General features: G+C 37.1%; 26 protein-coding genes and 1 riboswitch. Of the genes, 7 read left to right on the top strand and 19 right to left on the bottom strand.

Annotated elements, in window-relative coordinates:
* Positions 1-36 precede the first annotated feature (36 nt).
* The 3 genes from AC2YJL_RS23690 to AC2YJL_RS23680 form a co-directional block, all read right to left on the bottom strand.
* Positions 37-384 carry a hypothetical protein gene (locus tag AC2YJL_RS23690; RefSeq protein ID WP_195695486.1) on the bottom strand — a complete coding sequence of 116 codons (348 nt, stop codon included), beginning with the start codon at positions 382-384 and terminating at the stop codon, positions 37-39.
* 63 nt (positions 385-447) lie between these two features.
* Complete coding sequence (locus AC2YJL_RS23685; RefSeq protein WP_285852957.1) at positions 448-582, bottom strand: hypothetical protein; 135 nt, start codon at positions 580-582, stop codon at positions 448-450.
* Between the two features lie 436 nt (positions 583-1,018).
* The gene (locus AC2YJL_RS23680; RefSeq protein WP_074682902.1) at positions 1,019-1,507 is read right to left on the bottom strand and encodes a QueT transporter family protein; all 489 of its coding nucleotides are present in this window, start codon (positions 1,505-1,507) and stop codon (positions 1,019-1,021) included.
* Positions 1,508-1,516: 9 nt separating this feature from the next.
* Positions 1,517-1,561: riboswitch (PreQ1 riboswitch) on the bottom strand.
* Between the two features lie 196 nt (positions 1,562-1,757).
* Between AC2YJL_RS23680 and AC2YJL_RS23675 the strand changes: the two genes are divergently transcribed.
* The 3 genes from AC2YJL_RS23675 to AC2YJL_RS23665 all read left to right on the top strand — a co-directional run bounded on the left by AC2YJL_RS23675 (position 1,758) and on the right by AC2YJL_RS23665 (position 3,984).
* Positions 1,758-2,168 (top strand): Lrp/AsnC family transcriptional regulator, encoded by a 411-nt coding sequence (locus tag AC2YJL_RS23675; RefSeq protein WP_116516670.1) that lies wholly within the window; start codon positions 1,758-1,760, stop codon positions 2,166-2,168.
* 382 nt (positions 2,169-2,550) lie between these two features.
* Positions 2,551-3,417, top strand: a complete 867-nt coding sequence (locus AC2YJL_RS23670; protein ID WP_013081605.1) for a YitT family protein — start codon at positions 2,551-2,553, stop codon at positions 3,415-3,417.
* A 348-nt stretch (positions 3,418-3,765) separates the two neighbouring features.
* Positions 3,766-3,984, top strand: coding sequence for a hypothetical protein (locus AC2YJL_RS23665; RefSeq protein ID WP_013055227.1), 219 nt, complete (start codon positions 3,766-3,768; stop codon positions 3,982-3,984).
* A 256-nt stretch (positions 3,985-4,240) separates the two neighbouring features.
* Here the strand turns inward: AC2YJL_RS23665 and AC2YJL_RS23660 are convergent, their stop codons facing one another.
* From AC2YJL_RS23660 to iolG, 7 genes are all read right to left on the bottom strand, one after another.
* The gene (locus tag AC2YJL_RS23660; protein ID WP_014461755.1) at positions 4,241-5,029 is read right to left on the bottom strand and encodes a 5-deoxy-glucuronate isomerase; all 789 of its coding nucleotides are present in this window, start codon (positions 5,027-5,029) and stop codon (positions 4,241-4,243) included.
* A gap of 133 nt (positions 5,030-5,162) precedes the next feature.
* Positions 5,163-6,188 (bottom strand): LacI family DNA-binding transcriptional regulator, encoded by a 1,026-nt coding sequence (locus AC2YJL_RS23655; protein ID WP_195695489.1) that lies wholly within the window; start codon positions 6,186-6,188, stop codon positions 5,163-5,165.
* Positions 6,189-6,248: 60 nt separating this feature from the next.
* A complete protein-coding gene (gene iolE / locus AC2YJL_RS23650; protein ID WP_034654606.1) occupies positions 6,249-7,145 on the bottom strand; it encodes a myo-inosose-2 dehydratase in 897 nt (298 codons plus the stop codon).
* A gap of 84 nt (positions 7,146-7,229) precedes the next feature.
* Positions 7,230-9,164, bottom strand: a complete 1,935-nt coding sequence (gene iolD / locus AC2YJL_RS23645; protein WP_251569060.1) for a 3D-(3,5/4)-trihydroxycyclohexane-1,2-dione acylhydrolase (decyclizing) — start codon at positions 9,162-9,164, stop codon at positions 7,230-7,232.
* A gap of 112 nt (positions 9,165-9,276) precedes the next feature.
* The gene (locus tag AC2YJL_RS23640; protein WP_098600700.1) at positions 9,277-10,734 is read right to left on the bottom strand and encodes a CoA-acylating methylmalonate-semialdehyde dehydrogenase; all 1,458 of its coding nucleotides are present in this window, start codon (positions 10,732-10,734) and stop codon (positions 9,277-9,279) included.
* A gap of 85 nt (positions 10,735-10,819) precedes the next feature.
* A complete protein-coding gene (gene iolC / locus AC2YJL_RS23635) occupies positions 10,820-11,827 on the bottom strand; it encodes a 5-dehydro-2-deoxygluconokinase (RefSeq protein ID WP_195695492.1) in 1,008 nt (335 codons plus the stop codon).
* Between the two features lie 76 nt (positions 11,828-11,903).
* Positions 11,904-12,926 (bottom strand): inositol 2-dehydrogenase, encoded by a 1,023-nt coding sequence (gene iolG, locus AC2YJL_RS23630; protein ID WP_050691411.1) that lies wholly within the window; start codon positions 12,924-12,926, stop codon positions 11,904-11,906.
* Between the two features lie 429 nt (positions 12,927-13,355).
* Between iolG and AC2YJL_RS23625 the strand changes: the two genes are divergently transcribed.
* Positions 13,356-14,636 (top strand): MFS transporter, encoded by a 1,281-nt coding sequence (locus AC2YJL_RS23625; RefSeq protein ID WP_195695493.1) that lies wholly within the window; start codon positions 13,356-13,358, stop codon positions 14,634-14,636.
* A 63-nt stretch (positions 14,637-14,699) separates the two neighbouring features.
* On the opposite strand, the gene AC2YJL_RS23620 is transcribed toward AC2YJL_RS23625, so the two are convergent.
* Both AC2YJL_RS23620 and AC2YJL_RS23615 read right to left on the bottom strand, forming a co-directional pair.
* Positions 14,700-15,698: a LacI family DNA-binding transcriptional regulator gene (locus tag AC2YJL_RS23620; protein ID WP_251569061.1), complete on the bottom strand. Its 999-nt coding sequence runs from the start codon at positions 15,696-15,698 to the stop codon at positions 14,700-14,702.
* 137 nt (positions 15,699-15,835) lie between these two features.
* Entirely contained in the window at positions 15,836-17,167 is a 1,332-nt protein-coding gene (locus tag AC2YJL_RS23615) for a prolyl oligopeptidase family serine peptidase (RefSeq protein WP_251569063.1), read from the bottom strand.
* A 270-nt stretch (positions 17,168-17,437) separates the two neighbouring features.
* Between AC2YJL_RS23615 and AC2YJL_RS23610 the strand changes: the two genes are divergently transcribed.
* Positions 17,438-17,647 (top strand): alpha/beta-type small acid-soluble spore protein, encoded by a 210-nt coding sequence (locus AC2YJL_RS23610; protein WP_025753598.1) that lies wholly within the window; start codon positions 17,438-17,440, stop codon positions 17,645-17,647.
* 230 nt (positions 17,648-17,877) lie between these two features.
* On the opposite strand, the gene AC2YJL_RS23605 is transcribed toward AC2YJL_RS23610, so the two are convergent.
* The 4 genes from AC2YJL_RS23605 to AC2YJL_RS23590 form a co-directional block, all read right to left on the bottom strand.
* Entirely contained in the window at positions 17,878-18,105 is a 228-nt protein-coding gene (locus AC2YJL_RS23605) for a hypothetical protein (protein ID WP_013055216.1), read from the bottom strand.
* 75 nt (positions 18,106-18,180) lie between these two features.
* Positions 18,181-18,672 (bottom strand): YflT domain-containing protein, encoded by a 492-nt coding sequence (locus AC2YJL_RS23600; RefSeq protein WP_025753600.1) that lies wholly within the window; start codon positions 18,670-18,672, stop codon positions 18,181-18,183.
* Between the two features lie 174 nt (positions 18,673-18,846).
* Complete coding sequence (gene cls, locus AC2YJL_RS23595; RefSeq protein WP_195695495.1) at positions 18,847-20,298, bottom strand: cardiolipin synthase; 1,452 nt, start codon at positions 20,296-20,298, stop codon at positions 18,847-18,849.
* Positions 20,299-20,774: 476 nt separating this feature from the next.
* The gene (locus tag AC2YJL_RS23590; protein WP_251569065.1) at positions 20,775-21,605 is read right to left on the bottom strand and encodes a GNAT family N-acetyltransferase; all 831 of its coding nucleotides are present in this window, start codon (positions 21,603-21,605) and stop codon (positions 20,775-20,777) included.
* A gap of 148 nt (positions 21,606-21,753) precedes the next feature.
* Here AC2YJL_RS23590 and AC2YJL_RS23585 point away from each other — a divergent pair, with 148 nt between their 5' ends.
* The gene (locus AC2YJL_RS23585; protein WP_195695497.1) at positions 21,754-21,927 is read left to right on the top strand and encodes a hypothetical protein; all 174 of its coding nucleotides are present in this window, start codon (positions 21,754-21,756) and stop codon (positions 21,925-21,927) included.
* 160 nt (positions 21,928-22,087) lie between these two features.
* Entirely contained in the window at positions 22,088-22,624 is a 537-nt protein-coding gene (locus AC2YJL_RS23580) for an SH3 domain-containing protein (protein ID WP_230931734.1), read from the top strand.
* A gap of 53 nt (positions 22,625-22,677) precedes the next feature.
* On the opposite strand, the gene AC2YJL_RS23575 is transcribed toward AC2YJL_RS23580, so the two are convergent.
* The 3 genes from AC2YJL_RS23575 to AC2YJL_RS23565 form a co-directional block, all read right to left on the bottom strand.
* Positions 22,678-22,800, bottom strand: coding sequence for a YjcZ family sporulation protein (locus AC2YJL_RS23575; protein WP_195695499.1), 123 nt, complete (start codon positions 22,798-22,800; stop codon positions 22,678-22,680).
* 229 nt (positions 22,801-23,029) lie between these two features.
* Complete coding sequence (locus tag AC2YJL_RS23570; protein ID WP_013055209.1) at positions 23,030-23,791, bottom strand: M15 family metallopeptidase; 762 nt, start codon at positions 23,789-23,791, stop codon at positions 23,030-23,032.
* Positions 23,792-23,999: 208 nt separating this feature from the next.
* Positions 24,000-24,384: 3D domain-containing protein (locus tag AC2YJL_RS23565; protein ID WP_207401670.1), on the bottom strand; the 385-nt coding region annotated here is incomplete at its 5' end.

The raw sequence follows: 24,384 nt of genomic DNA, 5'->3' as shown, positions 1-24,384 counted from the left end.
GCTCACGGGTTGAGCAGCTCTTGTTACATGCAGAATTTATATTACAAATGTAAAAGCAATCATAGATACTATTAAAACAAGGATAACAATACTTTTCTTTTTTTCTGTCTTCCATGCTTCAACAGCGCCCACGATACCACCAATAGCTAAAATAAAAGTACCTATAACGTGGAGAGGCAGCAGAGATAACAACCTGCCTAAACTCGCCATCACTCCTCCGGTCAATATAAATCCTGTTGTTACAATAGATTTTAAAGATATTAAGTCTCGTATCGCTTCTTTTTTTTCAGTTTTACTCAGTTTAAAGTACTCTACTATACTAAAAACAGCGGGTGTTCCCCATAAAATAAAAAAGCTAATCAATCTATCCGTGTCTACACTCACTGTTCATTCACCGCCTTTATCAATCCTTACGCTCAGTTCCACCATTTAACAAATAGTTATATATTATTCTTGCTTCAAGGATCCTCCAAAAGAAAATTGATGGTAATCATCAAGCTTATTCCAATACCCTATGCACTTTACGTCGGGCTCATCAATAGCTAACGCTAATAAAACAAGAATTGCTAACTTCCTATTCAAAAAACAATCCCTTCTCTAGTAACAAAGGTTATTTTACAATTATAACTCAAAAAAGTTATTTAATGGTAAAAAATACAATTAAAAAAGCAAACCGTTATCGGTCTGCTTTTTTAATTGCTACGCATAGGTAATGTGTTGTTGTGCGAAAAACTTTTCGATAAGGAGTTTGCCAACTATATGTATATCGTAACAAAAGAAAAAAGAATGTGCTGTGAGATTTGTCACTCCTTCTTTCAAAATAATCTAACCGAATACTTCCTATTGCCTTACGCAAAAAGAGCAGATCGCAAACGCGACCTGCTCTTTTCACATGCTAGATATGGGTAATTTGTCCATGCGTGAAAAGCTCTTCAATAATAAGGGGTTTATCACTACACTTATAGAATAACAAAGAAAAAAAGATGTGGCTGTGAGATTTATCACAGCCACATCTTTTTTATCCAACTAGCTTATTAAATTGTACACGTTTATTAATTGCTGCCATAATTGGTGCTCCAACAAGCATAACAACAAACTCACCAACGGCTGTTGTTAGCCACGTAAAGAAAAATGGCAAGTCAAATGCTAGGTGCAGCTCAAAAGCAATAATAAACATCGTGAACGTAAATACAAGTGTATTAACAAGCATACGAGCCCACATATTTTTAATGTAGCGCATAGAAAAAATGGTAATGAGTAATGATAGCACGGATTGTCCTACCCCAAACACCAGATCATAAGCGACCATTGGTGAAAAAAACAAATTCGTCAGAAATACTCCTAGCACAATGCCGTACACGTACTTTTTATTAAACACAATTAAGTGATTGAACATTTCCGATATACGAAATTGGATATTGGTGAAGCCAAACGGCTGGATTAGCATGCTGACAGCAATATACATAGCAGCTAAAAGACCGTTGACGCAAAGTGTTCTTATATTCATCTTACTATTCTCTCCTTAGTTTTTTAACGTGGGATGGTTACGAACCACGTAAACACTCAAAGAATCATACAGCATGCTTAAGCTTTCGTCAATCTAGCTGTTTACAAACTACTGCCGGTTTCTATACCTTGCATATTGACTGCTCTTTTTTCTTACTTTTCTTTAGTATAAAATAGAAGACGTATCAGTATACATAGGTGACATCAAGTAGTTAACCCTTTTGATTTGAAATACGAAAGGATTTGTAGCTATGTTAGATAATACAGATAAGCGCATACTAGAAGAGCTATCAAAAAATGGACGTATAAAGATGAAAGAATTAGGAGAAAAAGTGCATTTAACCGGACAAGCCGCTTCTGCTAGAGTATTAAAGTTAGAAGATGAAGGGATTATCAAAGGCTATACAATTAACATTGATGAACGAAAACTCGGCTACACCATCCATGCATTTTTAAATATCTATACGCAGAGCATTCATCACCACCCCTACCTTACATTTTTAGAAAGTCAGCAGGAGTACGTTATCAACAACTTTAAAATCAGCGGCGATGGCTGCTATTTACTAGAATGCAAATTTCATTCAAATGAAGAACTAAATGATTTTTTGACAGAGCTAAATCAGCATGTGAATTACAAACTTTCAATCGTCATTAACAAATAAATCTTTTAAAAAAATAAAGGTATATTAATTTATGAAAATGGTAATCCTAATAACGTATTCCCCCTATTCCAATAAATTTGAAAATCCTTTGCGTCATCGCAAAGGATTCTTTTTTTATGTAGGAAACCGCCTTCTATTTTTTGAAAAGTTGAACATCTCTCACAGCGTTGACATAGCGGTCAGAGGTTTATATAATCGGTGACATCGAAGCATAGAAAAGTCGGATTAAGACCTATACACGTATCGTAATTCTTCGTCTTAGAAGTTGATCAGTTTTATAACTAGACAATTTCTAAGACGTTTTTTATTTTATCATTTGTGAAACACTAGTAAAAACAAGATTAAACATGAAAATATCCTAATAATCAAGGAGGTTTGCATATTGAAAACAATCTATAAAGACATCATCTTAATTATCGTCGGCGCACTTTTAGTTGCTGCATCCATTGATTTTTTCGTCATTCCAAATAAATTAGGTGACGGAAGTACGGTTGGTATTGCTCTTGTTTTATATTATTTATTTCATATCCCTACAAGTATCAGCACATTTCTTGTAAACCTTATATTTATTGCCTTAGCCTATAAATTTCTAACAAAAAAAACGATTCTTTATACGATTCTAGGAGCCGTCATGACGTCCGTTTTCCTCGGTCTAGTCAGCTATATTCCTTTTCACGTTCACGACATGATTTTAGGAATTGTATTCGGGGCTTTACTAATGGGAACAGGACTTGCTCTCATTTTTATCGCAGATGGATCGACTGGTGGAACAACGCTTTTAGCTTATTTATTAAACTATACAAAAGGCTATAATATCTCTAAAAGCATGTTCTACATGGACAGTGTCATTATTTTAGCATCGGTTTTCGCTATTGGCGTCAATAACATGCTCTATACTTTTATATTCGTCTATCTTTGTGCCAAAATCGTAGATGTCGTTATCGAAGGTTTCCACAACAAAAAAGCAATGACGATTATGTCCGATCAATATAAAGACATAGCGCAAGTCATCACCAGTGAATTTGGAAATGCAGCCACCATCTTTTACGGATACGGCTACTACGCCAACAAAGATAAACGTATTATTTACGTTGTTATTAAAAAGAACGAGTTATTAAAAATTAAAAAGAAAATCCAGCAAATTGACCCGAATTCTTTTATTGTCATCCACGAAGTAAAAGAAGTTGTCGGCGGAAAATTTGGATTTATCGGCAATTCGCCTCATGAAACAAAAGCCGCTGCTAAATAAAAAATCCACCTCTTGGTGGATTTTTTTATGAAAAAACCGTTAAGAAAAACGAAAAGATACCTGCTAAAAAGTAAACTGACCCTAACGCAATTGCTCCTGTAACGACCGTAAATACACTTAATCCGATAGCCACCTTCATTTTCATCCACATCCCTTTTTAGATTAGTAGTATAAGTATGTCCAAGAATAGAAGATTTATAACTATGCCACCCTATTTATCTCATATATCGATGCAACAATTGTCTATTCAATGTGTTCTAAAACCACCTCTGGCGACATAGTGTATAGGAAGGATTTCATATACACATCTTTGTATCACACATATCATATGAAATTAGGTGAGATAAAATGGTGGCTGTTCACTTTTTTGAAAACAGAAAGCTTCTATTAAGCCAGCTGAGGGAAAACATTCCTTCTACGGGTGATGATTTAAAGATTAAAGGACGAAAAGGAACCGTCGTGCTTGTGAATGACATCGATGAAAAAAATGTTCACGTGGAAGTTGCTTTAGAAAAAGTAGTGAAAAAGAACTTAGCATTAGATAACGCTAAAAAGAAAAGGAGATAAGCGGCTTACGCTTATCTCCTTTTCTTTTTAATTTATATATGAATCGTCTTTATCTGTTGCTTCAGTTTCCAAAAAAAAAGAGACTCCTAAAAAGGAATCTGCAGCAAAGAGCGATATCATCGCCTGAATATTAATACAAGCTATATTTTAACATATAAAAACATATTTTACAAAAATAAACTATTATTTTACGCATAATTATTTTTCAGTCGAGGTTTTTCAACATTTGAGACCCATTTCGTATAAAGATCTTTATTTATTTTTCAGGCCAAATTTTTGCATCCGGCTCTAATAACCACTTATGCTCTTCTTCCATAATACGGTCTGTCCACGGATTATTGTCGAGATGGCGAATCATCCAGCAGAAGTACATTGCATACCCAGGAGCCGTTGCTTGAGGATGATCCAATTCACCAGGAATTGTAATAAAACTATTATCAACTACACGGTACGCATCTTCTCCAACCATTGCGCAGCCAAATCCTTGCGGCTTGTCAAAACGATAGTAATACACTTCGGGCTGGTCATGATGATGAGGCGGATAACTCGACCATCTTCCTGGATAAGAAATAACTTCTCCAATAACAAGGTTAGAGTAAGGAGCGTTATTGTAGTCAAAAATTGTTCGGATTACACGCTGAGCAGTACCTTCCCATACTCCTTCACCAGCCACTGTGTTTTGACAATCTTCGGGCGTATATAATTTTGATGAAAACTCTTTTTCATTATCCGTTTTTTGAACTAGTACTTCACTATCGGCAAGCCCAGTAATTTTGACCTCCACATTTTTTGAAACGTGCAAACACCAAGGCTCTTCTTCAAATAGGGACTGGCGCTGAATTTCTTTCGAATGGCCTTCCCACTCTAGCTTTACCTTTCCTTCTAGTAAAAGAATAGCCGTTTCACTGCTGCTGTCTAGTAAAGTTTCCTCTTTTCCTTGGGACATTTTATAAATCCCAATATCCATCAGCATATCTTTGTGCTGACCGGTCATTTCTGTAAGTACGTTGTATCCTTTATTTAATTCACCTAATTTACCTAACATCCTTGAATTCCTCCTTTATGTAGTAGCGCGATAAGAATTTACTAATTACTCATTTTTCTTCATAGACTCTCTAAATTCTTTTAAATATGTGACTATGAGGATTTTTTATTAACGGCAATATTCTTGATTGTGTTCAATTATTTATAGATGCTGTGGCTTCCCTTCGTAATGGAGCCGTTGATTTCCGAACAATCAATTTTGGCTCAAGAAGCAAATGTTCCTTATGCATCGCTGGATATTTCATTTCTCTAACCAGCAAATCCACTACGTTTACAGCCATTTCTTTTGTCGGTTGTGCTACTGTCGTCAACATGGGCGTAATGGTAGTAGAAAGAACCGTATTATCAAAGCCAATCACTGATAAGCCTTGCGGTACATCAATTTTGAATTCTTTTGCAGCTTGGATAACTCCGATAGCCAGTAAATCGTTACAAGCAAAAATAGCCGTCACTTTCTCCTTCATTGAAAAAATTTGCTTAGCACTTTCATATCCTTTTTGAATACTTGCTTCGGTCGTAATAACGTGCTGAGGCGGCACGATGATTCCATTTTCTTGCATAGCGTCTCGGAAAGCATCTAAACGGGCGTGATTGCTTTTTGCATTTTCTGTAATAATCGCAATTTTTTTATGATGCAAAGACAGCAAATAATCAGTCGCTAAATAGCTCCCTTTGTAGTCATCCACTGTCACTGTATTAACGGATATGTGAGGAATTTCTGAAGCAATAACACTAATCGGTATATCTTGCTTAAGCATATTTTTTAAAAGATTAGCATTGCGAAAAGCAGAAGCTACAATTAAACCGTCGATTCTCTGACGTATTAACAGCGATAGATACTTTTTCTCTTTTTCCGCATCGTTATCGGTATTGCACATTACAACATGGAAACCTCGCTCATGACTTCGGTCTTCTATGCTTCTTGCCAAATCGGCAAAAAAAGGGTTGGAGATGTCAGGTACGAGAAGCCCAATCGTTTTAGTAGGTTTTCCTGTTAAAGCAGATGCTACGACGCTTGGATGGTAATTCAACTGCGCCATAACCTCAATTACTCTTTGTCTTGTTCTTTCACTAATATGACCGGTTTGATTGATGACTTTTGATACCGTAGAAATTGATACACCTGCTTCTTCAGCCACACTATAAATGGTTGGCTTCATTTCCTCTCCTCCTTTCCTTTCATAAACGCATAAAAGGCGTAAAATCTTTTACAATGGAAATTAAAGACCACTTTTTTCTTTAATAAAGTTTCTTGCTTTTAACGCATATTCAAAAGGATTAGCAAGGGCTGGATCCTGTTCTGCTTCTACGACAAACCATCCGTTATAATCCGAAGTGGCAAGCGTAGTAAATACTTCATCAAATTCAATAGCTCCGTCACCTGGAACAGTAAAGGCTCCTTCTTTTACCGCTTGCAAGAAGCTTAGGTCTTGTTCTTTGACTCGATCAACTACTTCTTGACGAATATCCTTTAAATGAACATGCTTAATACGGTGCAGATATTTTTTTAAGATATAAAGAGGTTCTTCTCCTGAAAAGACAAGATGACCGGTATCAAATAGCAGCGAAACAAGCTCCGGATTGGTAAGCTCCATTAGCTGCTCAATTTCTTCTGTTGTTTGTACACCCGTTCCCATATGGTGATGATAGACAATATGCATATCTTTTTCTTGTGCCAGTTTCCCAAGATGGTGCAGGCCTTCTGCAAGTCTGCTCCACTCTGTTGGCGTGAACACAGGCTTTTCTTTAAATAAAGGAACATCCATCAGCCCCTGAATGCTGTGCCCTTGTTCAGAAACAACAATTACTTTTGCTCCCATTTCGTATAAAAAATCGCGATGTTCAATAAATGGCGTTACCGTTTCTTCCAGCGGCTTTGTTGTTAAAAATGTACTGAACCACGCACTTGCAATTTCCAAATTCCGAAGCGATAATGCCTTTTTTAAGATTGAAACATTTCGCGGATATTTGTTTCCGACCTCACTTCCTCTAAAACCGGTTAAAGCCATCTCACTGATACACTGTTCGAATGTATTTTCAGCCCCCAGTTCAGGCATATCATCGTTTGTCCAAGCAATTGGAGCAATCCCCAGTTTGACCGTATTCTCCTTGAACATCTCTTCCTCTCCCTTATATGAAATTAAAACCTCTTTTATATTTATCGAATGTTTCTCTTCAACAACCTCATTTTCTCCTGCTCCTTAATAAACTCTTGCCATTTCAAGGTTTTTCACCTTATCTTCATAAGCTTCCTGTACATGCTGATTTTTAGATACCTCTGCTACTCCTACATGCCACCATGATTCATAACCGTTCGTCATAGTTTTTGGCAGCACTTTAATATCAATTAGCGTTGAAATCTCTTGTTTTTGTGCATCTTCTATCGCCGTTTTTAATTCTTCAAGAGAACTTACGCGATACGTTTTTACACCGTAGCCTGCGGCGCTGGCTGCAAAATCAATTTTCATTACGTTTCCGTTTAGTTTTCCTGTTTCATCGTTTCGATAACGAAACTCTGTACCGAAGCTCCCCATACCGTTTGACATTTGAAGGTTATTAATGCACCCGAAGCCGGAGTTATCAAACAGTAAAATGTTTATCTTTTTTCTTTCTTGAAGGCTTGTAATAAGCTCTGAATGAAGCATTTGATAGCTTCCATCTCCAACCATCGCGTACACTTCCTTAGCTGGTTCTGCCAGCTTAACTCCAAGTGCTCCTGATACTTCATATCCCATACATGAATATCCATATTCCATATGATAGGTATTAGGTTTAGTAGACTTCCACATTCTCTGTAAGTCTGCTGGGAGACTTCCTGCTGCACCAACAATGATGGAGTTGTCATCAAGGAGCTTATTCACCTTTCCAATTACTTCTGTTTGCGTTAATTGAGTACCAAGTGATTCTACATATTCAGCTAAGCTTTCATCTAAATGACCTTGTATTTCCGGAACAAAATCTGCACCAGTAAAACGTATGCTATGCAGACGCTCTAATTCTTTATCCCATGCGTCTTTAGCACTTGTAATTTCTGTTGTATAAACAGACTGATAGCCAATTGATTTTAGCTCTTCCCTAAGAGCAAGCAACCCTTCTTTTGCATCAGCTACAAGTTTCACGGCATCAAGTTTATTTGCATGAAATTCAGACGTATTAATGGTAAGAAATTGCACGTTGGGATGTTGAAAAAGCTGTTTAGATGCTGTTGTAAAATCAGTAAATCGAGTGCCTACTCCAATTACTAAATCTGCTTCTTTAGCGATTGTATTAGCAGCTGAGTTCCCTGTTACACCTATTCCGCCTAGATTATAGCGATAGTCACTTTCAACGGCACTTTTCCCTGCTTGAGTTTCTCCAAATGGAATATGGAACTCACTAGCAAATTGTTTTAACTCTTTTGCAGCTTCTGAATACCGAACGCCTCCTCCGCAAATGATGATTGGCTTTTTCTTTGTTTTCATTAATTGAATTGCATCTGCTAGACTGTCCCTAGTCGGAAGGCGACGCTCAATGCGGTGAACGCGCTTTTGGAAGAAATAAGCTGGAAAGTCCCATGCTTCTCCCTGCACATCTTGAGGCAAACAAATAGTTACAGCTCCCGTATCTGCAGGATTCGTTAACACACGTATCGCATTAATCATAGCTGTCATCAATTGTTCAGGGCGGCTTACGCGATCCCAGTACTTACTTACTGGTCGGAAAGCATCGTTTGTAGAAATAGATAAATCATATGACTGTTCAATTTGCTGCAAAACGGGATCCGGCTGTCTAGTTGCAAATACATCACCAGGAAGCAGTAAAACTGGAATATTATTAGCTGAAGCAGTGGCTGCCGTTGTAACCATATTTGCTGAACCTGGCCCCACTGAAGATGTGCAAGCCATAATCTGCTTTCGATGTTTTTGTTTTGCAAAAGCCATCGCTGCATTGGCCATTCCTTGTTCATTACGTCCTTGATATACATCTAGATTTCCTGGGTCTTCTTCCAAAGCTTGCCCAAGGCCTACCACATTTCCGTGCCCGAAAATTGTAAAAATCCCTTTAATAAACTGATGCTGCTTTCCATCAAATTCAACATACTGCTGATTTAAAAACTTCACTAATGCTTGTGCCGTCGTCATTCTAACTGTTTCCATGCTTCTTTCTCCCTTCTAATACTAGATTGCGATTTTAAAAAAGGAAGCATAAGGAATACCTTTAATTCCTGATACCTCCTTTTAAAATGGAATGCGATTTTTAATGAATCACTTACCAGCGCGTTGTTACCATTTTCTTTCTTGTATAAAACTCCACGCCGTCCGTACCGTTTGCATGAAGATCACCGTAAAAAGAATCTTTCCAGCCAGAGAATGGGAAGAATGCCATAGGTGCCGGTACCCCTACATTTACTCCTAACATACCAGATTCAATATTTTCACGGAACTCACGTACGCTTGCGCCGCTATCTGTATAAATACAAGCACCGTTTGCAAATCGAGAGTTATTGGCTACTTCAATAGCTTCTTCTAATGTTTTCACACGTACAATAGAAAGCACAGGTGCAAAAATTTCATCTTGCCAAATTTTCATTTCTTGCGTAACATGATCAAAAATCGTTGGTCCGACAAAGTAGCCCTTGCCATTTACTGCTGCATCTGTGCGACCGTCACGAATAAGCTCTGCTCCTTCTTGCACGCCTGATTCAATATAGCTGAGCGTACGCTCTTTATGATTTTCACGAATGACTGGTCCTAAGAAGACGTTTTCTTCTAAGCCGTCGCCAATTACAATATCATTTGCTTCCTCTACTAATCTTTCAATTAGCTGATCTGCAATTTCTTCTTGTACAGTAACAACAGATGCTGCCATACAACGTTCACCTGCTGAACCAAAAGCGGCTCCGATAATTTGTTTTGTTGCTACGTTCAAATCTGCATCATTTAATACAATTGAATGGTTTTTAGCACCGGCTAAAGCTTGAACACGCTTTAAGTTTTCCGTACCTTTTTTGTACACGTACTCAGCTACAGGCTGGGAACCTACAAACGAAATAGCTTTCACTAATTTATGTTCAAGAAGACCGTTTACCACATCATGCGCCCCGTTTACAATATTTAATACACCTTTTGGCAAACCAGCTTCTTCAAACAGCTCAGCTAATCTTGCAGCTAACAGCGGCGTACGCTCAGAAGGCTTTAACACAAATGTATTGCCGCAAGCGATCGCAAGCGGGAACATCCAGCAAGGAACCATCATTGGAAAATTAAACGGTGTAATTCCTCCAATGACGCCAATTGGGTAGCGGTACATGCCAGACTCAATATCTGTTGCAATATCAGGAAGCTGTTTACCCATCATTAACGTAGGAGCACCTGCCGCAAATTCTACACATTCAATTCCACGCTGCACTTCACCTCGCGCTTCGTTAAAGCTTTTTCCGTTTTCAACTGTCACTAACTTTGCTAATTCATCCCAGTTATCTACTAATAGCTGCTGATACTTGAATAAAATTCGTGCACGTTTAGGCACGGCTGTTTTTGCCCACCCTTTGAACGCTTCATTTGCTGCTTGCACCGCTTGATCTACGTCTTCTTTTGTAGAAAGAGGTACCTGTGCGATTAATTCACCTGTCGCTGGGTTATACACAGGTTCCGTTTTTGATGTAGCTGATTCAATCCATTGTCCACCAATATAGTTTTTTACTGTTTTTACTGCTGTCTGTGTCATAGAATATCTCTCCCTTTATCTAATTTTAATAAGCTGCTATTCCTTTAATCTCTCAAGCAATCTCTCAAGATTTTCCCTTTGTTTATTAAGCTTCCTGCAAAACTTCCGTTGCTGTCTCCATAAAGTTGAAGAGCTCAATGCTTGTCGGCATAGCATCTGAACAGCTGTGTTTTGAAATGACAATCGAAGCGGAGGCACCCCCCAATCGCATTGCCTGTGGAATTTCCAGCCCTTGCATCAATCCGTAAATAAAGGCTGAAGCATATGAATCACCAGCGCCAAACGTTTTCAGAACTTTTGTTTTAAATATTCCTCCGCGGTGAGACTTACCATCTCTTGCATAGGCAATAGACCCTTCTCCACCGTGCTTAATCACGACGATTTGAGCATGGTGAGAAAACCAGCGCTCTGCTGTTACTTGATCATTAGATTCTTTATAATTTAAAAGTTTTTCCATCATGTCAAACTCTTCTCGCGTACCAATAATTACATCTGATTTTTCAGCGGCTAAATTAAAATAGACTGCCGTTTCAGCTTCGGATTCCCATGTATATGGACGATAGTCGATATCAAAAAACACTACAACTTCATGCTTGCGTGCGTGTTCTAGTGCTAAAAACACTGCTTCACGAGAAGGACTTTGCGCAAGAGCCGTTCCAGATATTAAAAGTGCCTTTGACTGTTTGATATATTCTTCGGATACTTCTGTAGGACTTAGCTTTAAATCCGCTACGTTATCACGATACATTAAGATGCTGCAATCTGTAGGGCTCTTGATTTCCGTAAAAGCAAGCCCCGTTACGGCCCCCGTTTTATCAACAACAATGCTATCTGTATTAATCTTATTTTTTTGCAGATAATCCGTAATGAAGCGTCCCATTTGATCATCTGATACTTTTCCGATAAAACCGGTTTTTAAGCCTAGCCTTGCTGCTCCAATCGCAATATTAGCCGGAGAGCCTCCTACATATTTAGTAAATGTTTTCGTCTCTTCCATTGGACGCTGTGTTTCATTTGCATTTAAATCAATACATAAACGGCCAACAGCGATGAAATCTAACCCACGATTTTCTTTAAAAACAAGCGGATTCATCTTTATTCCTCCTTAGTTAAGCGCTTTCCTAAAAGGGTAGAAAGACCAATTTCTTTCATCCCCACGTTTACTGTCATTAATTCACTGCGTATTTTTTATGTTCAATCTTCACTGGCTGCCCGGATAGTAAAGATTCTTTTGCTGCTTTAGCAATTCGTTCTGCTTGTAATCCATCGTTCCCTGTACAAATAACGCTTTGTTTTTCCATAATTGCTCTTGCAAACTGTGTCACTTCCGCTATGTACGCTTGTGTATAGCGCTCAAGAAAGAAATACAGCGGCTTCTCTTTGACTACACTTTCGCCTGTTGATATTTCTACTGTAGTAGGACGACAATTGTCAGCAGCAGCTGCACCTTTTTCACCAAAAACTTCAAGGCGCTGATCGTAACCGTAGACAGCTTGACGACTGTTATCGATTACACCTAAAGCTCCATTTGCAAATTTTAATGACACAATTGCCGTATCTATATCCCCTGCTTCTTCAATAGCAGGATCGATAAGCGTCGTGCCGTAAGCCGATACTTCAATTACTTCACTGTCCATTACATAACGAGCCATATCAAAATCATGAATCATCATATCCATGAACAATCCTCCTGAAGCGCGAACGTATTCCGGACTTGGAGGCTGAGGATCTCTGGAGGTGATTTTTAAAATGTGCGGCTGTCCTACTTCTCCTTGCTGTACAAGATCATGCACTTTTTTAAAGTTGGGATCAAAGCGTCGATTAAAGCCAACTTGAAGCTGCACTCCATGTTCTTTTACTACTTCTAACGCTTGGATTGTTTCTTCTACTGAAAAACTAACGGGCTTTTCACAGAAAATATGCTTTTTCGCTCGAGCTGCTTCTTTAATAATCGATGCGTGCGTATTCGTTGGCGAACAAATGAAAACGGCATCAATTTCTGGATCAGCTAATAAATCTTGATAATTTGTTGTTAACGTCGAAATTTCTTTACTTGCAGCCCATTCATGTAAATGATCTACTACCACATCTGAAACCGCTTTAATTTTTATTTGCGGCATTAATTTTAAATTATCAACGTGTAATTTCCCTATGCGTCCAGCACCAATTATTCCAATTGTAAGAATCCCCATCTTATTTTCCCCTTTAATTAAAAGTTAAGAAAACATTCGCTCAAACCTCTATATAGGTTAAGCGCTTTCCTTATTCTAATTATACATAACGTTTTCTGAAATGCAAACATTTTTTATAGATTATTTAGAATATTTGTTTTTTAACAATCTGAATGCATACTATAAAAAACTATTTTTATTTTTTATCTATTTATCAATGAAACATAAAGAAATTCTCTATATTTAAGTATTTTTATCATGAATTCAGTGATTATTGCCTTACTTACTAATATTTTTATGATTAAAATCATTTAATTGAAAATTATATATATTTAAAATTTTAATTGACGTTCAAAAAATGTAAGCGTATACTTTTTATCAAATAGATTAAGCGCTTAACCAAATTAGTTTGATGTTTTACACAAAATAATCGATCTGGTGGTGTGGAAAATGAATGAATTTATTTCCAGAAAAACGGCTTTAGACAAGATTGGGATCCCTTCTCATTTAACGTGGGGATACATAGGTATTATTGTTTTTATGATTGGCGATGGTTTAGAACAAGGATGGTTATCTCCTTATCTTGTAGAACAAGGTTTAACCATTGAACATGCTGCTTTACTGTTTACTGTTTACGGCATTACGGTCTCTGTTTCTTCCTGGTTCTCCGGCGTACTGGTTCAGCTGTGGGGTCCTAGAAAAGCAATGGCATTCGGCTTGATATCCTTTATTATTGGTTCAATTGGATTTATAGGTTTAGGACTTCATATTATGAATTACACAATTATACTAATTTGTTATGCCCTTAGAGGATTTGGTTACCCTTTATTTGCTTACTCGTTCTTGGTCTGGGTGTCTTACCGCACGCCCCAGGAAATGCTTTCAAAAGCAGTAGGCTGGTTTTGGTTTGTCTTCCAGCTTGGATTAAGCGTAATTGGAGCCTTTTACTCAAGTTATATGGTTCCAAAAATTGGCGAAATCGCTACCTTGTGGAGTGGTTTACTTTTTGTTTTGATCGGTGGAATCTTTTCGATTATTATGAATAAAGACAAGTTTACCGTACAAAAAGTAAACGATAATAAAACAAAAGAATTAATGAAAGGGATTACAATTGCATTTGAGAACCCTAAAGTAGGGATTGGCGGCATCGTAAAGATTATTAACTCTGCTGCTCAATTTGGATTTGTTGTTTTCTTGCCAACATATATGATGAAACATGATTTTACGATGAGTGAATGGTTGCAAATCTGGGGTACATTGTTTTTTGTGAATATGGCTTTTAATATTATTTTTGGTATTGTTGGAGATAAGTTTGGCTGGGTAAATACAATCAAGTGGTTTGGCGGAGTTGGATGCGGAATTGTAACACTTGCTCTCTACTATGTACCGCAATTCGTCGGACATAATTATTGGGTAATGATGATTGTCGCATGCTGTTACGGTGCAACACTAGCAGGTTATGTCCCTCTTACAGCGTTAGTGCCTTCTTTGGCTCCGGAGAATAAAGGAGCTGCAATGTCTGTGTTGAACTTAGGATCTGGACTTTCTGCTTTTGTAGGCCCTTTAATTGTAACCGTTTTTATTGGTCTTTTGGGCACGGGCGGCGTAATTTGGATCTTTGCTTGCTTATACTTCTTTGGTGCTTTTCTAACTGGTTTCCTTACGATGCCAACAGAGACAACTATTAAAGGCGAAACAATAAACGAAGTCAAAAGTCCGGTCTCTCTATAAATATGCTTAAGCAGAAAAAGCTGCAGGTGTCTCAACACCTGCAGCTTTTTTACCTTCTCTATTTTATAACTTTTTTACCGACGCACGTTCTACTAGTTCGGGAATAATCGTTACTCGCTGTTTCGCATGCTCTTCTTTTTTCATAGACTTCAACAGCTGTTCAAACGTACTAGTAGCCATCTGAGAAATGGGTTGTTCAATCGTTGTCAAACCCGGCTCAGCAATATCGGCATAAATCGTATTATCGAATCCAATTACCGACAGGTCTCCCGGGATCGAAAGCCCCTGCTTCCTTGCCTCGTTTATGAGCGATACCCCAATTAGATCTGTACATGTAAAGACTGCTGTGGGCCTATTAGGCAAGGAAAGCAGCTGTTTACTTGCTCTCCTGCTATCTTCTACTGTTGAATAACAGCTGATAATGGACTGATTTTCTAGTGATAAATTTGCTTCTGTGAGCGCTTGTTTAAATCCCGCTAATCGCCCCTCACTGCTTTTTCTATCTTTTTCAGTCATAATCGTTACCGATTGATGACCTTTTTCTATTAAATACGTACCTGCGATATATCCTCCGCGAACGTTATCAATTGTCACTACATGCGTTGAGATAGAAGGATGGTCAACTGAAAACAATACAAGCGGTACATCATGCTTCACAATCTTCTTTACGAGCTTCGTATCATTTAGTTCGGTTGCGATAATGATTCCATCTACTTGTTTTTTAAATAAAAGATCTATATATTCATGCTCGCGGGCAGTTTGATGATCTGTACTGCATAAAAAAAGCGTGTATCCCGCTGCTCTAGCACTATTCTCAAAAGCTCTTGCTACCTCTGCAAAAAAAGGATTAGAGATATCAGGAACTAGAACACCGATCGTGTACGTCTTTTTTCCTGTTAACGCCGCTGCCACACTGCTAGGCTGATAATCTAATTCCATCATTACTTCATTCACTTTTTTTATCGTTTTTTCACTAATACGGCCTGTCTGATTGATTACTTTGGATACAGTGGCTATCGATACCCCTGCTTTTTTCGCAACATCGTAAATGGTTGGTTTCACTTTCACTGTTCCTTTCTTCGTGATCTCTTCCTTTATTTTATCACGAAAGTATTCAATCGTTTATTTTAGATACAGTCTTTCGTTTTAAAAGAGAAATAAAAAAGCTGTTCAACGTTCAACAGCTTTTTTTAAAATGATTAATTTTTCAACGATTGTTCACTTATCCATTCCATTATGCTTGTTGTGGTTCCGTTTATTTTAGCTTTAGGTTCATTATTATACAGATATATCCAAGATGAATGTCCATTATACTGATAGGGCGAACCATCGTTATTTTTATACAAGCCTGTGGTGTCATGCACATCCTCAAATAGTGATAAATAAACATTATTTGCATGGCTTTTCACCAAACGTTCATAAGTTGGAAGAGTGTTAATTGTTGGCGGAAGGACTGTATCATTCTTAGCGGCTACGAACCAAATAGGTGTTTCTTTCATCTTTTCAATATCTTGATTCGTAATTAATCTATCATTTAGTCCTTCACATACTGGAAATGCTGCTGCAAAGTATTTTGGATAATCACGAATCATGAGCATAGTCATATATCCGCCATTAGATGCTCCTCCGATATAGATTCTATTGGAATCAATATCGGGGTTTTTAGAAACATATTCTTCAATTAAGGCCATCAGTGATACTTTATAAATAGAAGTTCCATCCGCTTTACCCGTATAACCATCCATCCATTTTGTTGGCGCTTGCGGTACTAAAACGTAGGCCCCTTCAAAATAAGCCTGAGTTTCTTTTGTGACAAAACTAACAGCTTTATTGGCGGATAAGGGAATTGTTGCATCTGTTCCTCCTTCTCCTCCACCATGTAGCCAAATGATTAATGGATTCTTTTTCTTATCCTTTGCCGGCGCATGACTTGCGTATGCTAATTCTATATTTTGGTATATACCTTTTTTAATTGTAAAATCATCTACGAGTTCTTTTTTCTCTCCCGCAAACTGTTTCACTACAAGCCCTGACAACTTTCCTTCATTTGTTATCATGTCTTTTTGCTGAGTAATGGTATATTGACTGTCTATCCATGCATTTAATCCTGTACCATATTCATCATAATTTAGTGGTGCTCCTAATGAAACAGTTGGTCCAACTTCCATTTCTAAAACTGCATATTTTCCAGTATGTACGGCCGGTTGTCCATTTTTATCGGATACATAGGCTTTTTTTACTGTACGATCTCCTTGTTCCAATAAAGACGGTTCTAATCGACTATCACTTCGAGCCACATGCACCTTAAACGTTTCTTTTGTAAGTGAATTGGTTGGAACAGGTTCACCTAAGTCAATAATAATTTTTGTGATCGCCGCTCCCCAGTCATAAATCTCTGTCACTGTACGATAGGATGTAGCTTTTTCGTGCGTCTGCTTCGCCAGCGCTGCTTTCTCATAAGAGAGTACAATGCCAATTGCTAAACTCAATGTAATAGCCAATAGTACAGACTTTTTTAACCTTTGATACATAGCAAATCTCCTCCTTTTAAATAGAATAGGAATATTAAAATTCTCCTTCTATCTTAATCAATATGTAACCGCTTACCTACTTGTGTTCTATTTTACTTGTCCCCTCTCTCTTTCTACACATAATTATTTTCCGTTACCTAGCGGAAACTTTTGGTTCTTTATTCCAATAAGCATATTCTATAAGTCCTTGAAAAAATTTTTTTATTTTATGTATAAAAACTATCTATTAATCAAATCATAATCTTAACCTTATAAAAGGAGTTGATTATGATGGCAAACAGCAGAAATAAGAGCAGCAACGAATTAGCAGTACACGGTGCTCAACAAGCAATCGATCAAATGAAATATGAGATCGCTAGTGAATTTGGCGTAACTCTTGGTCCTGACGCAACTGCACGCGCAAACGGCTCAGTAGGCGGCGAAATCACAAAACGTCTTGTGCAAATGGCTGAACAGCAACTTGGCGGCGGACGTTTCTAAATCACTATCATAAGCAATACGGCTGGAGGAAGAGCGAAAACTGTTCTTCCTTTTCCCATTTTTATATAATCTCTTATCGCGTTCCTTCTCATCTATATGTATCTAAAACAAAACCACTATCCCCGTAACGTTCACATCCGGTTATATAAAATTCTCTTTCTCTCACCATAGATTGTGTATAATAAAATATAAAAAGAAGTTCCTTCTATAGGAACTTCTTTTATCTCATTTTATAAATGTGCAAGCTCTTTAGATATCTTTTCGGTCTTTGCTTTTAGCTGTTCTTGCTGACCTTCTAAGTCAGCAAGAACAGCTAACACTTCCGTATTCTCTGGTTCTTCTTCATACTGTTTTAACGTAGCAACAAGAGACTGTGAAACTTTGATGAGCTCTTGATTAACTTCTTGCTGCTGTTTTAAATAGTCAAGTTCATATTCCGTTTTTTCTAGATTTCTCATCGGTCCCCTTCCTTTCGTTAACTAGCTTTTATTTAAGAACGCAGTCTTTTATTATCGCATTTGGTTACTTCAACATTACCTTATTTTATTTTCGTGATTGCCGTATAACATTTTTTCATTCATTGGGTCAGCTGATTTTTCAGCAGGCGTCACTGTTTGTCCTAGAGCTGAATTGTGTTTATCATGCTCAACTGCGTCTACCATCAGCAAAACTTTTCCTTTTTTAAGATCAGATACATATGAGGAAGCTTCTGCAGCAGGTACACCATATTCGGTTAATTGATTTTCGATTCGATTAACATCTTGATCCATTTTTTCTTCAGATGGAGTAAAAGCATTTTTTATTTTCTCCATAAAGGATTGATGGTGTTTTGAATGTTGATCTGTATCAACTGTTTGCACATCAATTCCTGCAGAATGCTCAATCGCTTCTGTATTTTCATGACGCAGACCACTGTTTGTCAAGACAGAAAGTGCACTGTCCGGATATCCCTGTGTTTTTAAATTTCGAATCGCTGTAATAACCGCTGCCTCTGAATCATACGTACCTACTACATTTTTTGTCATTTTCTATTCCTCCTAGGTATTATCATTTTTTAGCTTGTTATAGTATTAATACCCTTGGATTTTTTGGTAAAACTTTTTAATTTTATCTCTAGCTCTCCTTACAAGGAGAAATCAATAAAATAACAGACCTGAATCTAAAAATTCAAGTCTGCTTCATGATATCAATGATTTGTATTATAAAATTGGTGACAGCAAGCGAGATACCGCTTCTTTAAATTTTATAAGAAGAGAGCGCTCTTTATATCGTTCGAGCGTTAATTTTGAACTGTATTGCACATCTTCAAGAAACAGGTTCTGCAACTTTTTGGCAATAGGCTGGTCATATACAACTGCATTCACTTCAAAATTAAGACTGAAACTTCGTGGATCAATATTCGTCGTGCCTACAGAAGACACCTCATCATCTACTACAATCGTTTTAGCATGCAAAAAGCCTTTTTCATAGAGATAAATATGCGCACCATACGTCAGCAGTTCGCCTACGTGAGACCACGTAGCCCAATAAACAAAAGGATGATCCGGTTTGTTTGGAATCATAATATGAATCTCTACTCCAGATAATAAAGCAATTTTACAAGCATCCATAAAGCTTGCGTCTGGAATAAAGTAAGGCGTTTGAAGGTACACACTTTCTTTGGCCGACATAATCAATGAGATATACATGTTTTTCAGATGCTGAGTAGTCGAGTTTGGCCCGCTTGCTACAATTTGTACAGGAACCGTTCCAGAATGAGTTTCTGTACGATGCAAAAATTGTTCCAGTTCAATTGGCTGTTTTGTTGCTTGATGCCAATCTAAAATGAATCTCCCTTGAATATCGTTCACTGACTCTCCTTTAATGCGAAAATGAGTGTCTCTCCAATAACCCATTTTTGGATCTAACCCTAAATATTCATCTCCTACGTTAAATCCTCCTATGTATGCTACTTCACCATCAATAATACAAAGCTTTCGATGATTTCGATTGTTAATCCGAAAATTAATTAAGCGAAGAATTGAAGGGAAAAATGCCTGTGCTTCGCCGCCATATGAAACAAGCTCCTTAAAAAATGATGGCGTCATTTTTCTAGATCCTACTTCATCATAAAGAACGCGAATTTTTATGCCTTCTTTTGCTTTTTTTGTTAGCTCATCTCTTAATTTTTTCCCAAGATTATCTCGTTGAATAATATAATATTGAATATTAATTTCTTTTTTAGCATTTCGAATGTCCTCAAACAATGCATCAAATTTCTGATTACCATCACTAAAGATATCAATTTCATTGTCGGTGCGCACGAGTGACTTAGAAGAATTTAAATTAGTGAACAGCAGTTTATTATGTTGAATCAATAAATTATTTCGATATTCATGGGTAGCTTTAAGTTCTTTTAATTGTTCATCTACTGAAGATCTTAAATATTCCCGCTCATCAGATGATAACTTATAAAAGTTCTTCTGTTTTAGCTGTCTTCCAAAGAATAGATATACAATAAAGCCGACAATCGGTATAAAAAATAAAATAAGAAGCCACGCCCATGTAGATCCTATATCTCTTCGTTCGATGAAAATAAGAATACCGGCTAATAAAATATTAATAGCTGTTACAACAGATACACTGAGTGTAAAGATATGGGCAAATTCCATCCTATTACTCCTTTCTTTCTACTGCATTGCTTTATTACCTCATTCCCGTTTTTAACGCTTTCATTCACTTTACTATACATAACACAGATCGCTTCCTTTTTCATCTTTAGTATCCAAATTTTATTGTTTTTTATTTTTTGCTATACTAAAAATGTAAATTTTTTCTTTTCATAGTGTATTAAAAACAAGGGGGAAATGATTTGTTTTTTTCTTTTATTTTTCTTAGCCTCATCAATGTATTTATCAGCATTAGCCTGGGGTATACGGCTTATCAATTGTTTAGAAAAGCAGTTATTGGAGGTATTCTTACGTGTATCCTTGCTTGCAGCGCTCCTATTATATTTGTATGGCCTTCCCTGTTTTTATCAACGGGCATATCACTTTTTCTCTGCTTTCTCATTATTTACTCAAAAAAGCACATATCATCTAATATGTAGATAAAAAACACGGAAATCTTAGATTTCCGTGTTTTTTATCTACAAGCTGTATACGTAATAATCCTGCACGTGATATGAATTGAAACCGCATGTTTCGTAGAGTTGCAAAGCGCTTTTGTTTTTCGCTTCAACTTCAAGAAATATATCATATCCTAGCCGAAGCTGCTTTAAAACAACTTGTTTTAAAGCAGCTTTTCCTATTCCCAATTTTTGATAAGAAGGTAAAATACCAAATCCATAAATCCATGCCTCGCTTTTATCATAAGATACCCTTAACTTTCCAACTGCTTGACTATTGTACTCTACGATAAAATGAATTTGCTGTTCTTCCGTTTTCGTTTGTTCATAATAAGCAGCTGCTTCTGTTAAAGACATACCAAAGCATTCCACATCAACTTGCACTTCCATTTTCATATCGGTATCTGATTGGGAAGAGCGAAGTGTAACAAAGGGATTATCATCTTCCAATTCTTTTTTTGTCCACTTCATTTGATATTCTGAAAAAGTAAATGAACATGGAATTTGCTTTAAGAACTCCCTGCCTGAAACCGAATCGCCAGGAGCATTCAATAAAATCTCTGTATATCCACGCTTCTTACATATATGTAAAGCTTGAGAAAACAGCTTTGAAAAAATCCTTTTTCGGCGATATCTAGGAGCGACCATTCCGCATATTTCTACTGTATTCCCAAACCCATAAAGACCAATAGACCCAACAAGCTGATTATCTTCATAATGAAAAAGATCGTTAACTTCATTTTGTTTTCGACTTCGTAACATATCAAAATTCAGCTTCAGCTCTATGTGCTCTTCTTGTTCGCAAATAGACTGCAGCTTTTGTATATCTTCTAACACATGTTGTTCTAACATACGTATCCTCCTGCATCTCTCTTTTTATTATAAGTTCGGCTTTATTTAACTTTTTCCTTTCATCTTTAGCGCAATAGTCGAATAATTATAGGGTAAAAGCAAGATCAAAAAGCATATAGAGTAATCAAACTAAATAGGCGGGGTGCTTATGAAAAAGACCATTTTAATAAGTTTTATTGCACTAGTTGCTTTAACCATTATTTATTGCCTGCAGCAAGAATTTATTTTCGCTTTAGCTTTGTGGAGCATTTATGGAACAGTATTATCTGTTTTTGTATATTTTTCTTTTTACAAATCAACGGAAGATCGCGAGGAGGAGTAACAATAAAGCTATTAAAAGGTCTGTGAAATAGCCCTTTTTACAGACCTTTTATAAATTTACAACTAGGATATATGTTGGTAACAATTTAGAAACAAGTAACCCTTATTCTTAGTGTTATAGAAAAGTTATTACCTATTTCACTAAGGAGTTGGATATTTGTATGAAGACAATTACAAAATCTATATCGGTTTTAGCATTAGCAGCGGGCTTTACTTTTTCATCTCTATCTGGAACACTGCCATTCACTCACGAGCAAACAGCAAGTGCAGCAGAAAAAATAAACGCATCGTTCAGCGTATATGAAGTGACCGCAAACGTACTCAATATACGTTCAAAACCTAGCACTCAGGGAAAGATTCTTGATACATTAAGAAAAAAAGATCAAATTGAAGTAGTCAAGTTTGTAAATGCAGACTGGGCTGCCATTAAAATAATTGGCGGCACCGGATATATCAGTACTTCCTATTTAATGAAAGTCCCTACTACTGTTCATACAGCTGCTAACCTTAATTTACGCACAGGGCCTAGCACAAGCAACAAAGTTGTAACAACTATTCCTAAAGGAAAAAGCGTCAGCTTCTTAGCTTGGGGATACTCCAAAGATAACAAACTTTCATTTGATTGGGCTTTTGTAGAATACAATGGCTTTAAAGGATATGTAAGCACTTCGTACTTACAGTTACCTACTTATAGATAAAAACAGATAACTCCCTTGAATTATTTCAAGGGAGTTTATTTATAGACACCTTATTAATAGTGCCCTGCCCATGAAGCACCAATGATAATTAGTAAAATAAATAGCACAACGATTAGCGCAAAGCTACTTCCGTGACCTGATCCGTATCCGTACCCATAACCTCCGTAAAAACTCATTTTCTTTCACCTCCCTTTTTTGTAGAATATGTGAAGGGAAATGAAAACGAACATGAGTATTCTTTATCACAAAATTCATTATAATTTATAAACGTTAACTCTTTTACTAGTAAGGCATAGGATATGGCACCCCGTGGTTCATCTCTACATCTTTCCCTCATTCCACCTTTTAAAGTAAGGGTATATTTCAGCAATACAAAAAAAGAAGAGTTTATATCACTCTTCTTTTTTATTGAACCGGATTATCAACTTGCATGTAGTCATTATAATATTCTTCTAACGTAATTCCTTTCTTAGACACTTTAGAGGCGAGTTCTTTTCCGACAAATCGTATATGCCACGGCTCGTATTTATAACCTGTAATCTGCTGCTTTCCTTCTGGATAGCGAACAATGTATCCGTATTTATATGAATTTGCTTCAATCCATTTGGCTTCAGGAGTATCTTTAAAACAATCTTGAGCCGCGCACTTACCGGTGCTGCTTGATACATCTATACTTAAACCAGTCTGATGTTCACTGCTGCCTGGGTGAGCGCTGTAATGATTAGCTGCCGCTTCTCCGTCTTGTTTTATATACGCTTGATAAAGAGATTCTTGACGGCTTTGAGAACGATAGGCAGAAACACCGGCTAGGTAAATTCCTTCTCGTTCAGCAGCTGAAAACATCCTTTCTAACGCTTTTGCTGCTTCTGTACGCATTTGGCGCTTTTCAATTTTTTCTTTAAATATAAACCGAACGTCCGGGTATACAAGGTCAGTGGGTTCATAGTGATCAGGAAGAAGATTTTGCTTGTTTACTAACACGGCAATGGATTCTGGGTTCCCTACAATTTCTATACTATTCTGCTTCTGTTTAGAAGAAGATAAAGGATTATGGTCAGACGTATTCAAATGATCGTCGTGCTGAAACAATCCCTGATAGCCTAGATACGAGAATCCTGCGATAACACCCAGCACTATTAGTAAAGCCATTTTTTTATAAAGTTTCATATTTCTATACTCCTGACATATTTTCAGCTTTTTAGGACACTCAAACATTGTATATAAATCAAGAAATAATTACTAATATAATAAACTAATTCCTACTATAAATTTTAGTATGCCCGGACCTAATTTTTTCAAACGTTCATTTTAAGCATAAAGAAAGAGATGTCTCCTAAAAGACATCTCTTTTTACTTCTATTCTATAAGACTAGTATTAGTCGATAACTGTAATTTTAACTGATCTTCTGCCCCAGTCTTGTGCAGCACTATCTGAAGAAACGAATACATCAATTCGATTTCCTTTAATTGCGCCACCTGTATCTGCTGCTACAGCTTGACCATAACCTTCAACGTATACTTTTGAACCTAATGGAATAACGCTAGGATCAACCGCAATTACTCGTTGATTTGGATTTGATTTTAAATTTACTCCAGTAGCTGTTGTACCACTGCATCCAGCACAGTTAGCTGTATAAGCTGTTGCTTCAACAGTCATAGACTTGCCGCTAGCTTGCTGTTGAGACTGCTGTTGCTGCTGTTGAGCTTGTTGTTGCTGAGCTGCTTGTTCTTTTTGTGCCTGCTCTTGTGCTGCCTGTGCT

The organism is Priestia sp. SRI_019, from assembly GCF_057586255.1.
Note: the sequence above shows the minus strand (reverse complement) of the source record. Positions and strands in the feature narration are given on the sequence as shown.

Excerpts from the sequence above, each read along its gene's own strand:
- AC2YJL_RS23680 (WP_074682902.1), bottom strand. The coding sequence starts at position 1,507 with ATGAATATAAGAACACTTTGCGTCAACGGTCTTTTAGCTGCTATGTAT.
- AC2YJL_RS23675 (WP_116516670.1), top strand. The coding sequence starts at position 1,758 with ATGTTAGATAATACAGATAAGCGCATACTAGAAGAGCTATCAAAAAAT.
- AC2YJL_RS23665 (WP_013055227.1), top strand. The coding sequence starts at position 3,766 with ATGGTGGCTGTTCACTTTTTTGAAAACAGAAAGCTTCTATTAAGCCAG.
- AC2YJL_RS23660 (WP_014461755.1), bottom strand. The coding sequence starts at position 5,029 with ATGTTAGGTAAATTAGGTGAATTAAATAAAGGATACAACGTACTTACA.
- AC2YJL_RS23655 (WP_195695489.1), bottom strand. The coding sequence starts at position 6,188 with ATGAAGCCAACCATTTATAGTGTGGCTGAAGAAGCAGGTGTATCAATT.
- iolE (WP_034654606.1), bottom strand. The coding sequence starts at position 7,145 with ATGTTCAAGGAGAATACGGTCAAACTGGGGATTGCTCCAATTGCTTGG.
- iolD (WP_251569060.1), bottom strand. The coding sequence starts at position 9,164 with ATGGAAACAGTTAGAATGACGACGGCACAAGCATTAGTGAAGTTTTTA.
- AC2YJL_RS23640 (WP_098600700.1), bottom strand. The coding sequence starts at position 10,734 with ATGACACAGACAGCAGTAAAAACAGTAAAAAACTATATTGGTGGACAA.
- iolC (WP_195695492.1), bottom strand. The coding sequence starts at position 11,827 with ATGAATCCGCTTGTTTTTAAAGAAAATCGTGGGTTAGATTTCATCGCT.
- iolG (WP_050691411.1), bottom strand. The coding sequence starts at position 12,926 with ATGGGGATTCTTACAATTGGAATAATTGGTGCTGGACGCATAGGGAAA.
- AC2YJL_RS23625 (WP_195695493.1), top strand. The coding sequence starts at position 13,356 with ATGAATGAATTTATTTCCAGAAAAACGGCTTTAGACAAGATTGGGATC.
- AC2YJL_RS23615 (WP_251569063.1), bottom strand. The coding sequence starts at position 17,167 with ATGTATCAAAGGTTAAAAAAGTCTGTACTATTGGCTATTACATTGAGT.
- AC2YJL_RS23610 (WP_025753598.1), top strand. The coding sequence starts at position 17,438 with ATGGCAAACAGCAGAAATAAGAGCAGCAACGAATTAGCAGTACACGGT.
- AC2YJL_RS23605 (WP_013055216.1), bottom strand. The coding sequence starts at position 18,105 with ATGAGAAATCTAGAAAAAACGGAATATGAACTTGACTATTTAAAACAG.
- AC2YJL_RS23600 (WP_025753600.1), bottom strand. The coding sequence starts at position 18,672 with ATGACAAAAAATGTAGTAGGTACGTATGATTCAGAGGCAGCGGTTATT.
- cls (WP_195695495.1), bottom strand. The coding sequence starts at position 20,298 with ATGGAATTTGCCCATATCTTTACACTCAGTGTATCTGTTGTAACAGCT.
- AC2YJL_RS23590 (WP_251569065.1), bottom strand. The coding sequence starts at position 21,605 with ATGTTAGAACAACATGTGTTAGAAGATATACAAAAGCTGCAGTCTATT.
- AC2YJL_RS23585 (WP_195695497.1), top strand. The coding sequence starts at position 21,754 with ATGAAAAAGACCATTTTAATAAGTTTTATTGCACTAGTTGCTTTAACC.
- AC2YJL_RS23580 (WP_230931734.1), top strand. The coding sequence starts at position 22,088 with ATGAAGACAATTACAAAATCTATATCGGTTTTAGCATTAGCAGCGGGC.
- AC2YJL_RS23575 (WP_195695499.1), bottom strand. The coding sequence starts at position 22,800 with ATGAGTTTTTACGGAGGTTATGGGTACGGATACGGATCAGGTCACGGA.
- AC2YJL_RS23570 (WP_013055209.1), bottom strand. The coding sequence starts at position 23,791 with ATGAAACTTTATAAAAAAATGGCTTTACTAATAGTGCTGGGTGTTATC.